Origin of the sequence: Streptomyces sp. NPDC127098 (assembly GCF_042722465.1) — a bacterium.
GTDB classification, from domain to species: Bacteria; Actinomycetota; Actinomycetes; order Streptomycetales; family Streptomycetaceae; genus Streptomyces; species Streptomyces millisiae.
Map to the genome: position 1 here is coordinate 74,201 of NZ_JBHXFJ010000030.1, position 16,826 is coordinate 91,026.

Consider the following 16,826-nt stretch of genomic DNA (forward strand, 5'->3'; position numbering starts at 1 on the left):
CTGGAGTCCGGTCAGATCCAGCCGCGTTCGCGGGCCAGCAGGGCGGCCTGTGCCCGGCTGCCGGCGCCGAGCTGCCGCATCAGCTCGGCGACCCGGCGCCGGTAGGTGCGGACGGAGACGCCGACGGCGCGGGCGCCGGTCTCGTCCAGGCTGCCGGAGCACATGGCGGCCAGCACCCGCCGCTCGGTCTCCGGGAGCCCCGCCGGGCGCGGGTGAGGCTCGGCCTGCGCCCAGGCCCGCTCGAAGAGGCTGGCGACGCTGGCGACGATGCCCGGCTCCGTGACGATCAGGGCGCCGTGGTCGAGGACGTCGCCGCGGGCCGGGAGCAGGGCGACCCGACGGTCGCTCATCAGCAGCCGCTCGGTGGCCGTGGGCACCAGCCGGACCCGCGCCCCGTTGCGGGCGAGTTCGTCGATGTAGGCGGCGGTCGGCGGGTGGCCGAGGCTGTCGGCCACCATGATGCTGCGGAACCGCACCCCGCGCCGCAGGCAGCGGAGCGCGATCGGCCGGGCGAAGGCCAGGTACTCGGGGGTGATGGCGCTCCAGGGCGTCATGGAGAGCACCTCGTCGCACGCCTGGAAGGCCCAGTCGGTGACGCGGTCACGGATGTCCGCGAGGTCGGTGACGAGTTCGACGCCCGGGCGGCCGGCGGCGGAACCCCCCGCGGTCGCCGCCTCGGCGCGCAGCGAGGCGAGCGAGGCCATGACGCGGCCCGACTCGTGGCCAGTGCCCCGGCCGTCGGTGGCGGCGGCCAGCCTGGCCACCGCGGTCTCGGGCAGCGCGGGCGCTATCCGGCCGCCGGGAGCCAGCCTGACCAGGCCGAGGCTGCGCAGCCTGCGCAGCCTCGGCAGGGCGTCGACCGGATCGAGCCCCAGGGTCGCGCACAGCTCGGGCAACGTGGTGCGCGGTCTCCGGAGACAGTGCCGGTACACCCTCTCGTCCTCACCGGACACGCCGAGGAACGACAACGCGATCTCCCCCATGACCCACCTCTGACGCAACCGCTTTCGCCGTCTTTGCTATCACCCGATTCGGCGAGCGGCGTGGGCTGTGAATCGTCCGGACGTGGACCGTGCCGGCCCCGTGACATTCGTCGCCGAGCCATGACGGTCCCGGCGAATCGGCGCACCCGGCGGCACCACGGCGCTGGTGGGGGCGCGGCCGCTCAGTCGGCGACGCGGTCCCAGGGCACTCCGGTCAGCCTGCGGTAGACCTCGACGTACCGGCCCCTGGTGCGCTCCACGACCTCGGCCGGCAGCTCGGGCGGCGGTGCCTCGCCCGCCCGGTCCCAGCCGGACTCGGGGGAGGACAGCCAGTCGCGCAACACCTGCTTGTCGTAGGGCTTCTGGGGCCGCCCCGGCTGCCACTCGTCCCCGCTCCAGAACCGCGAGGAGTCCGGCGTCAGCACCTCGTCGGCCAGCACCAGCGGCTCGTCGTCCTCGACGCCGACGACCCTGCCGAACTCGAACTTGGTGTCGGCCAGGATGATCCCGCGGTCCCTGGCCACGTCCCTGGCGCGGTTGTAGACGGCGAGCGTGGCCTGCCGCAGCTGGGCCGCGGTCTCGGCGCCGACCTTGCGGGCGACCTCCTCGTAGCTCACGTTCTCGTCGTGCTCGCCCACCGCGGCCTTGGTCGCGGGGGTGAAGATGGGCGCCGGCAGCTCGGAGCCGTCCTCGAGGCCGGGCGGCAGCGCGAGGCCGCAGACGGTGCGGTCGCGCTGGTACTCGGCGAGCCCGGAGCCCGTGAGATAGCCGCGGGCCACCGCCTCGACCGGGATCATGTCCAGCGACCGGCAGACGGTGACGCGGCCGGCCCAGTCGTCGGGCGCGCCGGCCGGCACCTCGGTGGAGATCACGTGGTTGGGCACCAGGTCGGCCAACTGGTCGAACCACCAGAGGGAGAGCCTGGTCAGGATCCGGCCCTTGTCCGGGATCGGGGTGGGCAGCACCCAGTCGTAGGCGGAGACCCGGTCGCTCGCGACCATGACCAGCTCGCCGGCCTCGTTCCGGTAGAGATCGCGTACCTTCCCGGTGTGCAGGTGCTCAAGTCCGGGCACCCGCACGGGCTCGGGCTTCTCGACGAATCCTGGCACAGCGCCTCCTGGCAACTCTGGGGTTGATGGGCCGCTTCGGGGGGTGGTTGATCTCGCGCCCTTATTGTCCCGCAGGTCGGATGCCGCCCCCGCCCCGCCCCCGTCGTCGCGGCCAGCCGCGGCTAGTCGCGCTTGCAGATGCGGTCCAGCAGGTTGGCCGTGGCCTTCTGGATCCGGGGATCGAGGTAGCCGGGGCGGCCGAGCGCGGGCGACCAGGCGAAGGTGCCGGAGGCGAAGACCCAGGCGCCGCTCGGCGCCCGGTAGAGCGAGGTCTCCTGGTGGCGGCGGGCGCCCCCGTCGTCCCGGTAAGGGGAGTGGGCGAGCAGCACCCGGCTCACCGAGTCCGGCAGGGGGGTGCGGGGGAAGTACCGGTCGGCCTCGCCGGCGACCAGGCCCGGCAGTTCGGCGCCCTCGGTGACCCCGGTGGCCTCCCACAGCCAGTGGTCGGCGTTGCGCACCACCAACGGGTGCGGGCGCGGCACCCGGCCCGCGTACTGGATGCCGAGCAGCAGCTGCTCCGGCTGGCCCTGCTCCCGCCACAGCACGGCGCGGCCCGGGCCCTGGCGCTTGCGGCAGCTCAGCAGCCGGTCGGGGTCGCCCGAGGGCAGCGGGCCGAGCCCCACCTGCCAGTACATGGTGTTGGCCGACAGGAAGACCAGCGAGGTGCCGGCGTCCCGGGCGCGCTCGACGGCGGTGCGCATCTCGCGCGACCAGTACTCGTCGTGGCCGGAGAAGATCAGCCCCCGGTACCGGGACGGGTCGACCCGGCCGGCGTGCAGGTCGCGCGCGGTGGCATAGGCGAGGTCGTAGCCGTAGCGCTCGGCCCAGCGGATGAAGTCGTAGGCGTGGCCCACGTGCAGCGGCAGGCCGGCGCCCGCGTAGGGCCGGTCGAAGGAGACGGTGACGGCGGCGTCGTGCTCGCCGAGCAGCCGGCCGCCGGCGTCCCAGGCGTGGTAGAGGCTGGCGCCGCTGCGGCCGTCCTCCGGGAAGAGGTTGTACGCCTGCCACGTGACGTCCGGCAGCACCAGCAGCAGGTCGGCCGGGTTGTCGTCCCTGACGGTGAACGGCACGTGCGAGCGGTGGGCGCCGTCCGCGGTGGTGAGGACGGCGACGTGGGCGCCCGGCTGCCAGTCGTCCGGCACCTGGAACCGCCAGGAGAGCCACCAGTGGTGGCAGGAGACGGTGCGCCCGGCGATCAGCGGCGCCGGCTGCCGGGTGCCCATCAACTTGGGGCTGTGTGTGAGAAGTTGCGCGCCGTCGCCGGCGAAGTGGCCGATCCGGTAGATGTCGATGGTGAACTCGCGCGTCGGGTTGACCGTGACCCGGAAGTCCAGCGGGCGGCCGGGCGCCACCGCGCCGTCGGGCACGAAGCCCTTGATCTGGCAGGCCACGTCGTCCGCGTTGGCCGGCCCGGACGGGCGCGTCGGCACCGCGTGGTCGCTGCGCCTGAACTGGCGCTCGTCCCCCCGGAACCAGGGCAAAGGACCCTGCCCGAACGGATCGGAGACGGCCTGGGTGAGCGCGCCCGACTCCCATCGCCCGATGCGCTCGGTGCTCCTGCTCAATCTCCCCTCCCTACACCTCCGTCGCCTGTGGGACCCCCCAGCACATCACATCCCGCGAGTGCCCGGTCACCAGTCGTCGCGACGTTGACCGGAGATGATGGCCCGATAGTGGCGCCAACCGGGCAAACTGTCCAGGGCCTTCGGTGTCATACCAGGCGCACCGGTTTGTCGGCGCGGGCGCCGATGCCCGCCAGCCAGTCGCGCAGCGGCCCCGGATCGCCGTCGTCCACCAGGCTGCGCACGGGCGCCGCCACGTCCTGCCGGCGCTTGCCCTCGGCCAACAGCACCGGGCCGTCCAGCCAGTCGAGGCCCGGCACGGCCGCCGAGGTGTCGGCCGCCGCGCAGCAGACCGCGGCCGCGACGTGCTCCACGAGCGACTCCCGGGTCTCGCCGCGGCCCGCGCCGGCGGCCAGGCGGGCGGCCAGCGCGTCCACCCCGTGGTCGGTGGCCGCCGCGGCCGCCAGGCGCTCCAGGGCCCAGGCCAACGTCGGTGTCTCGGCCGCGTCGAGCGCGGCGAACAGCCGGGCCGCCCGGTCCCGCCAGATGCGGTCCACCACCTCGTCCGGGTAGGCCACCCAGTCCACCGGGGACCACCCGGCCGGCAGCGGGGCGCCCGGCACCCCGCGCAGCAGGCGGGCGGCGAGCAGCGAGATCTCGTCGTCCATCACGCCCGGCTCGTCCAACAGGTCGCAGGCGGGACGCTCGCCGAGCCGGGCCGCGAAGCCCTCGGCGAGCCGGTCCCTCCTGGACAGCTCGGTGAGCGCCGCGACCACGCCCGCGTTGAGCCCGCGCGGCCAGCGGCCGATGCGCCAGGCGGGTGAGGCGACCCTGGTCAGCAGCCGGTCCCAGCCGGCGTAGGCCAGGCCGACCTGCTCCTGGGCCGAGGTGCGCAGCGCCGGCTCGACGCCCTGGGCGCGGCCGGCGGCGGCCAGCGCCACCCCGCGCTCCATGTCGGCGGTGTGCCGGGCGGCCGCCCGCAGCAGCAGCCGGGCCACCCGGCCGGCGAACGCCAGCAGCGGGCGGCGGGCCGCCGAGCCGCCGGCGGCGAGCCCGGCCGTCGCGTCCCAGGCGCGGACACAGCGGCGAGCGGCCGCGATGTCCGGGTGGGCCGAGGGCCCGGTGCCGGCGACCACGGGCGCGAGCAGCGCCCGCAGCTCGGCCACCCGCAGCCACCACAGGAACGGCGAGCCGATGACGAGCACCGGCCCGGCCGGCCGCGCCCCGCCGGCGCGCGGCGGCTCCTCGAGCCAGCTGTCGCAGTCGGGGGTGAGGGCGATGCCGGCCGGGGTCGGCACGTCGAGCCGCTCGGCCAGGTCCTGTATCAGCTCGTGCAGCGCGGGCGCGGCACGCTCAGGCACCGCGACCGTGGGTGTGACGGCGGGGCGCGCGCGGGCGATCACCAGGCCGGTGACCGCCGCGACGGCCAGCACCGCGACGGCGAGCCCGGCCACCGGCCAGCGGACGGCGCGCCCGACGCCGGTGGCGAACAGCACCACGGCGACCGCCGCCGGCAGCAGCGCCACCGCCAACGCGCCGTCGCGCACCCGCAGCACGGCCAACGCGTGATCCCGCGCGGAGTGTCCGGCGCCGCCGGCATCACGCGCCCCACGCTGCACCATGACCTGCCCTCCGCTCTTCCGACGCCGCCGACCGCCCTGGCCGTCCTCCCACTGTCGCACCGGGCACTGACAGCGCAACGCACGGTGATCCGATCGCCGTAGGAGGGGCCGGACGGAGGGGCGAACCACATTGCGCCGCACCCTAGTTGGGCGCGGCTGGTGCGTCAGCCGGTCAGCGGATCGGTCACTCGATGGTGGGGCTTTGGGTAAAGGAGGCGACACGGCGGGGCCGATGGCGTCGGCGCCCGGTCAGCCGGCCGCCCGGGCGGCGATGTCGGTGCGGTGGTGCGCGCCGGCGAGCCTGATCCGGCCGACGGCGCGGTACGCCAGCTCCCTGGCGGCCGCCAGGTCGGTCCCCGTGGCGGTGACGGACAGCACCCGGCCGCCGGCGCTGACGACGCGCCCTGCGTCGTCCCTGCGGGTGCCGGCGTGCAGCACGTAGGCGTCGGGCGCGTCGGCCGCGGCGACCTCGTCGAGCCCCTCGATCGGGTCGCCTGAGCGCGGCGCCTCCGGGTACCCCTCGGCCGCGACCACCACGGTGACGGCCGCGCCCTCGCTCCAGCGCAGCGGCGGGAACTCGGCGAGCTCGCCGGTGGCGGCGGCCAGCAGCAGCCCGGCCAGCGGGGTGCGGAGCCTGGCCAGCACCACCTGGGTCTCCGGGTCGCCGAACCTGGCGTTGAACTCCACCACCCGTACGCCGCGGGAGGTCAGCGCGAGCCCCGCGTACAGCAGCCCGGCGAACGGGGTGCCGCGGCGCCGCAGTTCGTCCACGGTGGGCTGGAGCACGGTCTCCAGCACCTCGTCGACGAGACCGGGCTCGGCCCAGGGCAGCGGCGAGTAGGCCCCCATGCCACCGGTGTTGGGGCCCTGGTCGCCGTCGAGGGCGCGCTTGAAGTCCTGCGCGGGCTGGAGTGGGACGACCGTCTCGCCGTCGGTGACGGCGAACAGTGACACCTCGGGCCCGTCCAGGTACTCCTCGATGACCACACGCTCGCAGGACGCGGCGTGCTCCCTGGCGCGCGCCAGGTCCTCGGTGACCACGACGCCCTTGCCGGCGGCCAGGCCGTCGTCCTTGACGACGTAGGGCGGGCCGAACGCGTCGAGTGCCTTGTCGGCCTCGGCGGCGGTGAGGCAGACGTACGACCTGGCGGTCGGCACGCCGGCTGCGGCCATGATCTCCTTGGCGAACGCCTTGCTGCCCTCCAGGCGGGCGGCCTCGGCCGAAGGGCCGAAGACGGGCACGCCGGCGGCCCGCACCGCGTCCGCGACACCCGCCACGAGCGGGGCCTCGGGCCCCACGACGACCAGCTCGGCGCCGAGCCGGCCGGCGAGCGCGGCCACGGCCGCGCCGTCCAGCGCGTCGACCGGGTGGGTGGTGGCCACCTCGGCGATGCCGGCGTTGCCGGGCGCGCAGTGCAGCGCGGTGACGGCCGGGTCGCGGGAGAGAGCGTGGCACAGGGCGTGTTCGCGGGCACCGCCGCCGATGACAAGGATCCTCACGCCAGGCAGCCTAACGGCGCGGGCGCCGTGCCCCGACTTCCACCCTTTCGAGTGACAGCCGCTCCTGGCGGAGCGAACGCCTCGAAGGGACCTCAGCCACGGACGCCACACCACGCGCCCACCCGCCCGGCATGACCGGGACCGGCGCCGCCGGCGCGGGACCGTGGCCGTGGCCGGCCGCCAACGGCGGCGGCGCACCGCCGCCGGGCGGGACCGCACGCCCGCATTCCGGGGCGGAGCCCCGGCGGGGCGGCCCGGCGGAGGCGACGACCGTGCCGGGAAACCGGCCGCACCCACCGCTCCGGTCACGTCTGGCCAGAGCCGCACCGCCGGCGCGGGCCTCACCGAGGGGGGCGAAGCCCGGCGTCCGGGTGATCGGGGGCACGGCCCCGCGGCCGAGCCGCCGGCCCGCGGCGAGTTCGACGGCCGGCCGGGCCGCCCGGGCACGACCATCGGGGTCCGGGGCGAAGCCCCGGCCAGCCGGCAACCCAGGTGGTCGGCCAGGCGCGGCCATCGCCGCCTGGGGCGTAGCCCCGCAGCGAGCTCCATGGCCCGGCCGGACCAACCCCACCGTTCCGGTCACGTCTGGCCAGAGCCCCACCACCGGACCTGGCCCCGCCGGGGTCCGGGGCGAAGCCCCGGCCGGGCGGCAACCCAGGTGGTCGGCCGGGCGAGGCCACGCGCACGCCGCGGCTAGCTGAAGACGATCATCGCGCCCTGGGCCAGGCTGCGGGTGGCGGCGGTGTGCAGGGAGAGCCAGACGTGGCGTTCGTGGGCGAAGGGGTGGTCGAGCGCGGTCGGCTCGGCCGCGGGTTCGTCGAGGCTGGTGGGGCGGGTGGGCGGGCTCGGCGGCGGGGGCGGGTTGCGCGGGTCGAGGCCGAGCGCCGGCGCCACCGTCTCGAGTTCCCGCAGCAGGCCGTGGCTCGACCCGAGCGGACCGCCGCCGGCGAGCAGCGTCTCGTTGACCAGGGGGTGCGGGAAGTCGACCGGCACGTAGCAGCCGGCGTGGTCGAAGTGCCAGACGAGATGCGCCTGTTGGGCCGTGGACTCGAACATTTCCAGCAACTGCTGGTAGTCGCCTTCCAGTTGCTCCGCCGGCGTGACCGGCAGGCCGCTGAGCTGGAGCAGGTAGGCGCGCCGCAGCAGGTGGAGCGCGGCGTAGTCGAAGCCGGCGATCGGCGCGACCTCGCCCGACGTGCCGGGCACGTAGCCCTGCACGGGCACCGGCGGCAGTCCGGCGTCGGCCAGCGCCTGGTCGTAGTCGGCGAGTTCTTCCGCGAAGGGGTTGTCAGGGCTGTGGCACAGCACATCGACGAGGGGGACCAGCCACAGGTCACAGGCCACGTGTGGGCTCACTCTCGGTCCGGGTGACGCGGTACGGCAAGGGTAGTGAGTTCGACCGCGAGCGTCAGCGCGTGGTCGCGGTAGTCGCCGAGCAGTCGTTCCGTCTCCTCCGCCTCGCCCCGCTCGACGGCGTCGGCCAGGTCGGGGTGGCCGGCCCACAGCCGGCCGGCGAGCACGCGTTGACGTCGCAGGTGGGGGACGGTGAAGGCCCAGCAGCGCACCCGGAGCCGGTCGAGGAACTCGCCGATGTGTGGGTTGCCGAGCAGCGCGTCGAGTTCGCGCCAGAATCGCAGGTCGTAGGCGATGAGGATGTCGAGGTCGCCGGCGATGGCGGCCTGCCGGGCGGCGGTGGCGCGGCGGCGGATGGAGGTGAACGCCTCGGGCAGCGCGTCCCACCGGTTTAAGGGGGGTCGGCGGCGCAGGATGCCGTCGTTCACCAGGGCCTGCGCCTCGATCATGTGCCGGAAGTCGGCCAACGAGAACTGTTTGATCTTGAAGCCCCGGTGCTGTTCCACCTCCAGCAGCCCCTGGGCGGCGAGGTCGACCAGCGCCTCGCGCACCGGAGTCGCCGAGACCCCGTAGTGCTCGGCGATCTCGCGCACGGTGAACTCACCGTCCGGACCGAGCCGGCCGGCGAGGATCTCCTCCCGCAGGGCGTCGGCGAGTTGCTCCCGCAAGGTGCTGCGTCGAATCACGGCAGCCCAGCCTACCGCTGCGCCAGGAGTTTGACAGCATCCTGTCGAGATGGCAGGATGCTGTCATGAACGAAGCGCGCGGAACCGTCCACATCGCCGTCTACGACACCCTCGCCGACTGGGAGCCGGGCCACGCCATAGCCGAGCTCTCCCGGCGCGGCTTCACGGTCCGGGCGGTGGGCGCCTCCCTCGCGCCGGTGACCACGGTCGGGGGCCTGCGGATCCTGCCCGACCTGGCCCTCGACGAGCTGCGGCCCGCCGACAGCGCGCTGTTGATCCTGCCGGGCGCCGACAGCTGGCTGGCCGGCGACGAGTTGGCGCCGTTCGCGGCCGCCGCGCGCCGCTTCCTGGCCGCCGGCGTGCCGGTCGCCGCGATCTGCGGCGCCACGGTCGGCCTGGCCAGGGAGGGCCTGCTCGACGACCGCGACCACACAGGCGCCGCGGCCGAGGTGCTGGCCATCAGCGGCTACGCGGGCGGCGCCCGCTACCGGGAGGCCGACGCGGTCACCGACCGGGACGTGATCACCGCGGGCCCCACCGACCAGGTCGCGTTCGGCCGGGAGATCCTCGCCCGGCTCGGCGCCCTCGAACCCACCGTGCTCGACGCCTGGTTCCGACTCTACGAGCACTCCGACGCCAGCGCCTACCCGATCGTGGCGGCCGCCGGATGAGCAGGGCGAGCGAGCCGCCGACACCGCAGGCGCTGCTCTCCGGCGCCGCGATCACCACGTTCCGGTTGAACGGGCAGTTCCTGACCGTCGCCGACCGGCTCGCCGCGCCGGCCGGGCTCACCGCCGCCTGGTGGCAGGTGCTCGGCGCGGTGCTGACGGAGCCGCTGCCGGTCTCCGGCGTCGCCCGGGTCATGGGCATCACCCGGCAGAGCGTGCAACGCATCGCCGACCTGCTGGTCGAGCGCGGGCTCGCGGCCTACGAGCCCAACCCCGCGCACCGCAGGGCCAAGCTGCTGGCCGCGACCGACGAGGGCCGGGCCGCGATCGCCCGGATCGGCCCCGGACACACCGCGTTCGCCGACCGGCTGACCGAGGCGCTCGGCGGACGCGCGGAGTTCGCCGCCGCACTCGCCGCCCTGACCAGGCTCTCCGAGGCCCTGGAGACGCTGGCGGACGAGGCGGCGGCGAGCGCCGACGCGCGGCGAACGGGCGGGTGAACGGGCGGGTGAACGGGGGCCGTCACCCACCTCGCCCGGAGGGGCCGCCGCCCCGCACGTCGACCGGGTCCTCCCCGCCGGTGCCGCACACGTCGGGGAGGGCCGGGGACGAAGACCCCCGCCGCCCAACCACCCGTGCCAGCGCCGTCGCCGCGCCCCCGTGCGCGTGTGACCACCCATGGGCGGAGCGGATGTTCGCCTCTATCCTCGTGGAGCAACCAGAGTCATCTTCGGGGGGATCTGCTCCACATGGATCGGCTGACGGCACAGGATCCTCATCGGATCGGCCAGTACCGACTGCTCGGCCGGCTCGGCCAGGGCGGCATGGGCCAGGTCTACCTGGCCCGCTCCGAGCGTGGCCGGACCGTGGCCGTCAAGACGATCAAGCGCGAGCTCGCCCAGGAGACCGACTTCCGGCGGCGCTTCGCGCTGGAGATCGCCGCCGCCCAGCGCGTCGGCGGGCAGTGGACGGCGCCCGTGCTCGACTCCGACACCGAGGCCGCAACTCCATGGGTCGCCACCGGCTACATCGCCGGCCCCTCCCTCCACGAGGTGGTCTCCCGCGACTTCGGCGCGCTCCCCGAGCGCAGCGTCAGCCTGCTGGCCAACGGCCTGGCCCACGCGCTCACCGACATCCACGCCGCCGACCTGGTGCACCGCGACCTCAAGCCGTCCAACGTGCTGCTCACCATCGACGGCCCGCGCGTCATCGACTTCGGCATCGCCCGCGCCCTCGACGCCAACCACGGCGGCCTCACCCGCACCGGCGCCACCATCGGCTCCCCCGGCTTCATGTCCCCGGAGCAGGTGCGCGGCCAACGCGTCACCCCGGCCAGCGACATCTTCTGCCTCGGCTCACTGCTCGCCTACGCCGCCACGGGGCGGACACCGTTCGGCGCGCTCGACACCAGCGTGCACCTGCTGCTGTTCCGCGTCGCCGAGGAGGAGCCCGACCTGACGGGCATACCCGAGGGGCTGCGCCACGTGATCTCCGGCTGCCTGCGCCAGGACCCCGAGCAGCGGTTCAGCCTGCCGGAGTTGCTCAGCCTCACCACCCCCGACGGCTCCCGCGAGCCCTGGCTGCCCGGGCCGCTGGTCGCCCAGTTGGGCCGGCACGCCGTCGAACTCCTCGACTCGGAGAGCCCCGAGAGCCGCACCGACCACCGCGCCGTCGCCGCCTCCCCGGCCGAGCCCGTCTCGCAGTCGGGACCCACCCCGCCAGGGCCCGCCGCGCCGGCCCCGGCCTGGCCGGGCGTGCATCCCTCCGCCCAGCAGCGCCCGGTCCCGCTGCCCTCCCCCTACTCGATGCCCAACACGGCGCACCACCCGCCGCCCACGCCCGCGCCGATCCCCGCTCCCTCCATGCCGTCCATGGGCGGCTTCGGGCCCGCCGGCTACGGCCCGGCGACGTCCACCGGCGCCACGGGCGGCGGCAACAACGCCCGGCGCTGGGCGTTCGCCTCGCTGGGCGCGGCATTCGTGGTGCTCGCCGTGGTGGTGGGTCTGGTGATACGCGGCTCGGGCGGCGGCTCGACGTCGATCGACGAGGAGTACCTGGGCGCCTGGCAGGGCCGGTACGAGCCGGAGAGCGGCCTCGACAAGCTGCTGCGGTTCGAGATCAGCCAGGGCGAGGAGGGCGACATCGTCGGCACCGCCACCACCATCACCGACGAGGTGCTGTGCTCCTTCCAGGTGCGGCTCGAATCCTTCGACCAGCGCCTGGAGTTCACCGAGCTGCACGACTGGAGCGTGCCCGAGGGCGAGGTGAACGAGTCCTGCCGGGACAACGCCACGCCGCAGACGCTGGAGCTCTCCGCGAACGGCGACGAGCTGACCTGGACCTACAACGACCAGCAGGCCACCCTGCGGCGCGCCGACGCCACCGCCGAGGCGAACGTGCCCGAGGACCTGGTCGGCACCTACCGCTACGAATGGGACAACGACGACGGCAGCGGCACCTCGGAGATCACCGTCACCCAGGGCGCCGTCGGCGATGTCGTCATGACGTTCCACCAGACCACCGACAGCTACGAGTGCACCTGGGAGAACCGCCTGGTGCAGGTCACCGAGGACGAGGTGATCATGGGCCCCGACACCCTCGTCGGCGACGGCAACAGCGCGGACTGCTGGACGGACGGCGGCTTCCGGATGTGGACCGAAGGGCCGGACGGCGCCCTGAACATCGCCTGGCTCGCGGACCCGGACGGGGACCAGGGCAGGTACCCGCGCGCCGACTGACCATCCCCGACCCGCCGTTGTGAGCTGCGTCACACAACTCCCGCGCCCCCGTGACGGCGTCCGGAATCGAACGGGGTACGGTACACGACCGGGTCCGTCGCCGAACCGGTCACATGAGTACAACGTGATAGTCACAGAGGGAACCGGGTGCGGCACCCGCCCGGTCCCCCTTCGCGAGTTCCGGAAGTAAGGCGTGCCAACCGCTCCGGTGTTCCACCGGGGTGCACGGGGGCGAAAGAGGAGTAGGTCACATGAAGCCGCTCGGGCCGACGGATCCGACACGGGTAGGCCAGTACCGACTGCTGGGGAAGCTGGGCGCCGGCGGGATGGGCAGCGTCTATCTGGCGCGCTCCGACCGCGGCCGCACGGTCGCCGTCAAGCTGGTCCAGCCCGAACTGGCCGCCCAGCCCGAGTTCCGGCAACGCTTCCAGCACGAGGTCGACGCCGCACGCCGCGTCGGCGGCGACTGGACGGCACCGGTGCTCGACGCCGACACCGAGGCGGCCACGCCCTGGGTCGCCACCGGCTACGTGGCCGGCCCCTCCCTGCACGACGTGGTCACCAACTCCTACGGCCCGCTCCCGGAGCGCACCCTCTTCATCCTGGCCAACGGCCTGGTGAAGGCGCTGCGCGACATCCACGGCGCCGGCCTGGTACACCGCGACCTCAAGCCGTCCAACGTGATGATCACCATCGACGGCCCCCGCGTCATCGACTTCGGCATCGCCCGCGCCCTGGAGAGCGGCGAGGGCCTCACCCGCACCGGCGCCGCCGTCGGCTCCCCCGGCTTCATGTCCCCGGAACAGTGCCGCGGCGAGACCCTCACCCCCGCCAGCGACATCTTCTGCCTCGGCTCCGTCCTCACCTTCGCCGCCACCGGCCGCACCCCCTTCGGCGACGCCAACTCCTCCATGACCGCGCTGATGCTCGCCATCGTGCAGGGCCAGTACGACCTGGACGGGGTGCCGGAGGGCATACGCCGGCTGATCGAGGCGTGCCTGGCGCAGGACCCGACGCAGCGGCCCACCCTCGACCAGCTGCACCAGTACACCGACGTCCCCGACGACAGCGGCGAACCCTGGCTGCCCGGCGCCCTGGTCGCCCAACTCGGCCGGCACGCCGTCGAACTCCTCGACTCCGAGGACCCGATGGGCGACACGATGATCGGCCAACCGCCGGTCGGCCAGCCCACCCAGGCCCAACCCCCGTCCTCCGGCTACGGCTACCCGCAGCCACAGCCGTCCCCGCCGCACGGCTACGGCTACCCGCACCAGGCCACGGGCGGCTTCAGCCCCTACGGCCCCGGCACCCACGCGGGCGCGCCGCCCGCGCCGGCCAAGCGGAACAACGTGCCGGTGATCGTGGGCGCCGCGGTGGCGGTCCTCGCCGTGGCCGTCGGCATCGCCGTTGTCGCCACCAACGGCGGCGGGGACGACCCCGGCCCCGGCCCCACGGGCGGCCACCCGACGACGATCGAGGAGCCCACGGAGCAGACGCCGACCGAGGAACCGACCGAGGAACCCACGGAGCAGCCGGGGGGCGGCACCGTGCCCCAGGACTTCGTCGGCGCCTGGGAGGGCGAGTTCCTCGACGGCGACAACAGCATCTTCGTCCGGATGGAGATATCCGAGGGCTCCCAGGGCGACATCGTCGCCACCCAGTGGAGCGTGCTGCCCCAGCTCCTGTGCGTCGAGGAGGCCTCGCTCGCCTCGGTGAACGGCGGGACGATATCCCTCGCCCCCGAGGGCGTCACCAGCACCACCCCCGCGGACCAGGGCTGCAACCCGTTCGCGGACCAGACGGCCACGCTGCAGAGCGACGGCACCCTGCGGTGGGAGCTCTCCGACGGCGGCCGGCTGATCATGTCGGAGGCGGCGACGGCGCCCGGATCCGACGGCATGCCCTACGCCATCTTCAGCGGCGTCTACAGCGACGACGACTTCTCCGCCGAGTTCGGCAGCATCGTCGAACCGGGTGAGGTCGGGATGACCACGAGCGAGCCGGACGGCGACTGCGTCTGGGAGTCCCAGCTGGTCAGCGGCGGCACGGACGGGGGGACCATGCTGGTCGGGCCCGGCGCCGTCACCGCGGGCGACTGCGACCCGCTCCCCTCCTACCGGCTGGACTTCGACGCGACCGACGCCGGCGGCTCCTTCACCGGGGACAACGCCCCCAGCATCGACTTCACGCCGTACGGCGACGAGGAGCCCGAGTTCACGCTCGAAAGGGAGTGAGCCCGACGGCCGCTCGGTCAAGAAATGGCATCAACCACAATCATGAGGGCATCGCGGGAACCGATTACGGTTCGGCCTCTGTCCTCCCCAGTGTCTACGGGCCCCCGTATTCTCATGAGGCCTTACGGAGCGAAGAGGAGTAGTTCAGCATGAAGCCGCTCGGGCCGACAGATCCTCAACGGGTAGGCCAGTACCGACTGCTGGGGAAGCTGGGCGCCGGCGGGATGGGCAGCGTCTATCTGGCGCGCTCCGACCGCGGCCGCACGGTCGCCGTCAAGCTGGTGCAGCCGGAGCTGGCCGCGCAGCCGGAGTTCCGGCAGCGCTTCCAGCACGAGGTGGAGGCCGCCCGTCGGGTCGGCGGCGAGTGGACGGCGCCGGTGCTCGACGCCGACACGCTCGCCGAGACCCCGTGGGTCGCCACCGGCTATGTCGCCGGCCCCTCCCTGCACGACGTGGTCGCCAACTCCTACGGGCCGCTCCCGGAGCGCACCCTCTTCATCCTGGCCAACGGCCTGGTGAAGGCGCTGCGCGACATCCACGGCGCCGGCCTGGTACACCGCGACCTCAAGCCGTCCAACGTGATGATCACCATCGACGGCCCCCGCGTCATCGACTTCGGCATCGCCCGCGCCCTGGAGAGCGGCGAGGGCCTCACCCGCACCGGCGCCGCCGTCGGCTCCCCCGGCTTCATGTCCCCGGAACAGTGCCGCGGCGAGACCCTCACCCCCGCCAGCGACATCTTCTGCCTCGGCTCCGTCCTCACCTTCGCCGCCACCGGCCGCACCCCCTTCGGCGACGCCAACAGCGCGATGACGGCGCTGATGCTGGCGATCGTGCAGGGTCAGCACGACCTGTCCGCCGTGCCGGAGGGCATACGGCCGCTGATCGAGAGCTGCCTGGCGCAGGACCCGACGCAGCGGCCCACCCTCGACCAGCTGCACCAGTTCACGGACCTCCCGGCCGACGGGGACGAGCCGTGGCTGCCGGGCGCCCTGGTCGCCAGGCTGGGCCGGCACGCCGTCGAACTCCTCGACTCCGAGGACCCGATGCAGGCGCCGCCGCTGCCGTCCAACCAGCCGCCGCCGGCGATGCCGGCGGGGCCGCCGGTCACCCCGCTGCCGCCGGGCGCCCAGCCGACGCCGACCACCTTCGCCCCGGGGACCCCGCCGCCCAGCCCGGTGCCGCCGTCCAACACGGGCGTGAACGCGATGGCGACCATGACGTCGGCCGTGCCGCCGCCCGGCTACCCGCAGCAGCAGCCGCCGGGCACCCCGGCGTACGGCTACCCGCAGCAGGGCGGCACGCCCGCCTACGGCTACCCGCAGCCCCACGACATGGGCGGCAGCCCGTACGGCCCTGGCGGCGGCTACCCGGGCGGCCCCGGAGGCCCCGGGGGCCCGGCCAAGCGGAACAACACGGTCTGGATCGTGGTGGCGGCCATCGTCGCCGTAGCGATCGTCGCCGGCGTCTCGATCTTCGCGCTCAGCGGCGGTGACAGCGATGACGAGGCCGACGGCGACAACGACCGGACGACGTCGCAGGGCCCGACGGGCGGCGACGGCCAGAACGACGACCAGAACGACGACCAGCCCAGCCGGGAGGGGACCGACGACGGCGACAGCACCGCGCCCGACCCCAACGCGTTCGTCCCGCCCGGCTACGCGGGCGCCTGGGTGGGCGAGGTCACCGGCGGTAACGGCGACCCGTTCATGCTCCGCATCGAGATCTCGGAGGGCTCCGCCGGCCAGCAGGTGGCCACCGAGTACAGCCTGCTCGACTCGGTGATGTGCGTGGAGGGCGCCACTCTGGTCTCCTCCAGCGGCGGCATGGTGGTCAACGGCTCGGGCGTCACGTCCACCTTCCCGTCCGGCTCCACCTGCAACCCGTTCGGCGAGCAGACGCTGACGATGCAGGGCACCACGATGCACTGGGAGAGCGGCAACTGGTCGGCCGAGCTGAACCCGTCGACGCAGGACGCCGGCTCGGACGGCATGTCGTACGCCGTCTACAGCAGCACCTACAGCACCTCGGAGCTGCTGATCGACCCGGAGACCACCGCGTCGCCCGGTGAGACGGCGTTCGTGATCAGCGCCCTCGACGGCAGCTGCACCTGGTCGTCGCCGATGATGAACGGCGGTCTGCAGGAGTCCACCATCTACGTCGGTCCGGGCAACGTGACCGCGGGCGACTGTGACCCGCTGCCCTCCTACCGGATCAGCTGGACGGCCTCGGGCGGCTCCGACGCCGCGCAGATCTCGTTCTTCCGTCTCGGCTCGAACGAGGCCGAGTTCACGGCCCAGAACGACGACCTCTGAGCCGAACCGGCCGGTGCGCAAGGGCCGGGCGGTGCTCCGATCGATCGGAGCACCGC

At 74.3% G+C, this 16,826-nt stretch carries 12 protein-coding genes; 5 read left to right on the forward strand and 7 right to left on the reverse strand.

Annotated features, from left to right (window positions below):
- Nucleotides 1-11: 11 nt before the first annotated feature.
- The 7 genes from ACFWI8_RS20080 to ACFWI8_RS20110 form a co-directional block, all read right to left on the reverse strand.
- Nucleotides 12-983, reverse strand: coding sequence for a helix-turn-helix transcriptional regulator (locus tag ACFWI8_RS20080; RefSeq protein ID WP_387093181.1), 972 nt, complete (start codon nt 981-983; stop codon nt 12-14).
- A gap of 182 nt (nt 984-1,165) precedes the next feature.
- Nucleotides 1,166-2,092: a phosphoribosylaminoimidazolesuccinocarboxamide synthase gene (locus ACFWI8_RS20085; protein ID WP_387093184.1), complete on the reverse strand. Its 927-nt coding sequence runs from the start codon at nt 2,090-2,092 to the stop codon at nt 1,166-1,168.
- 122 nt (nt 2,093-2,214) lie between these two features.
- Nucleotides 2,215-3,657, reverse strand: a complete 1,443-nt coding sequence (locus ACFWI8_RS20090; protein WP_387093187.1) for a N,N-dimethylformamidase beta subunit family domain-containing protein — start codon at nt 3,655-3,657, stop codon at nt 2,215-2,217.
- A 146-nt stretch (nt 3,658-3,803) separates the two neighbouring features.
- The gene (locus ACFWI8_RS20095; RefSeq protein ID WP_387093190.1) at nt 3,804-5,276 is read right to left on the reverse strand and encodes a hypothetical protein; all 1,473 of its coding nucleotides are present in this window, start codon (nt 5,274-5,276) and stop codon (nt 3,804-3,806) included.
- A gap of 249 nt (nt 5,277-5,525) precedes the next feature.
- Nucleotides 5,526-6,776: a phosphoribosylamine--glycine ligase gene (gene purD, locus ACFWI8_RS20100; protein ID WP_387093193.1), complete on the reverse strand. Its 1,251-nt coding sequence runs from the start codon at nt 6,774-6,776 to the stop codon at nt 5,526-5,528.
- Between the two features lie 693 nt (nt 6,777-7,469).
- The gene (locus ACFWI8_RS20105) at nt 7,470-8,120 is read right to left on the reverse strand and encodes a hypothetical protein (RefSeq protein WP_387093220.1); all 651 of its coding nucleotides are present in this window, start codon (nt 8,118-8,120) and stop codon (nt 7,470-7,472) included.
- 8 nt (nt 8,121-8,128) lie between these two features.
- The gene (locus ACFWI8_RS20110) at nt 8,129-8,812 is read right to left on the reverse strand and encodes a GntR family transcriptional regulator (RefSeq protein ID WP_387093223.1); all 684 of its coding nucleotides are present in this window, start codon (nt 8,810-8,812) and stop codon (nt 8,129-8,131) included.
- Nucleotides 8,813-8,880: 68 nt separating this feature from the next.
- Here ACFWI8_RS20110 and ACFWI8_RS20115 point away from each other — a divergent pair, with 68 nt between their 5' ends.
- The 5 genes from ACFWI8_RS20115 (at nt 8,881) to ACFWI8_RS20135 (ending at nt 16,770) form a co-directional block, all read left to right on the forward strand.
- The gene (locus tag ACFWI8_RS20115; protein ID WP_387093196.1) at nt 8,881-9,486 is read left to right on the forward strand and encodes a DJ-1/PfpI family protein; all 606 of its coding nucleotides are present in this window, start codon (nt 8,881-8,883) and stop codon (nt 9,484-9,486) included.
- Nucleotides 9,483-9,983, forward strand: coding sequence for a MarR family winged helix-turn-helix transcriptional regulator (locus ACFWI8_RS20120; RefSeq protein WP_387093199.1), 501 nt, complete (start codon nt 9,483-9,485; stop codon nt 9,981-9,983). Before ACFWI8_RS20115 ends, ACFWI8_RS20120 begins: the two co-directional genes overlap by 4 nt.
- Before the next feature lie 249 nt (nt 9,984-10,232).
- Nucleotides 10,233-12,221 (forward strand): serine/threonine-protein kinase, encoded by a 1,989-nt coding sequence (locus tag ACFWI8_RS20125; RefSeq protein WP_387093201.1) that lies wholly within the window; start codon nt 10,233-10,235, stop codon nt 12,219-12,221.
- A 251-nt stretch (nt 12,222-12,472) separates the two neighbouring features.
- Nucleotides 12,473-14,455 carry a protein kinase gene (locus tag ACFWI8_RS20130; protein WP_387093204.1) on the forward strand — a complete coding sequence of 661 codons (1,983 nt, stop codon included), beginning with the start codon at nt 12,473-12,475 and terminating at the stop codon, nt 14,453-14,455.
- Nucleotides 14,456-14,604: 149 nt separating this feature from the next.
- The gene (locus tag ACFWI8_RS20135; RefSeq protein ID WP_387093207.1) at nt 14,605-16,770 is read left to right on the forward strand and encodes a serine/threonine-protein kinase; all 2,166 of its coding nucleotides are present in this window, start codon (nt 14,605-14,607) and stop codon (nt 16,768-16,770) included.
- The last annotated feature ends 56 nt before the right edge of the window (nt 16,771-16,826 follow it).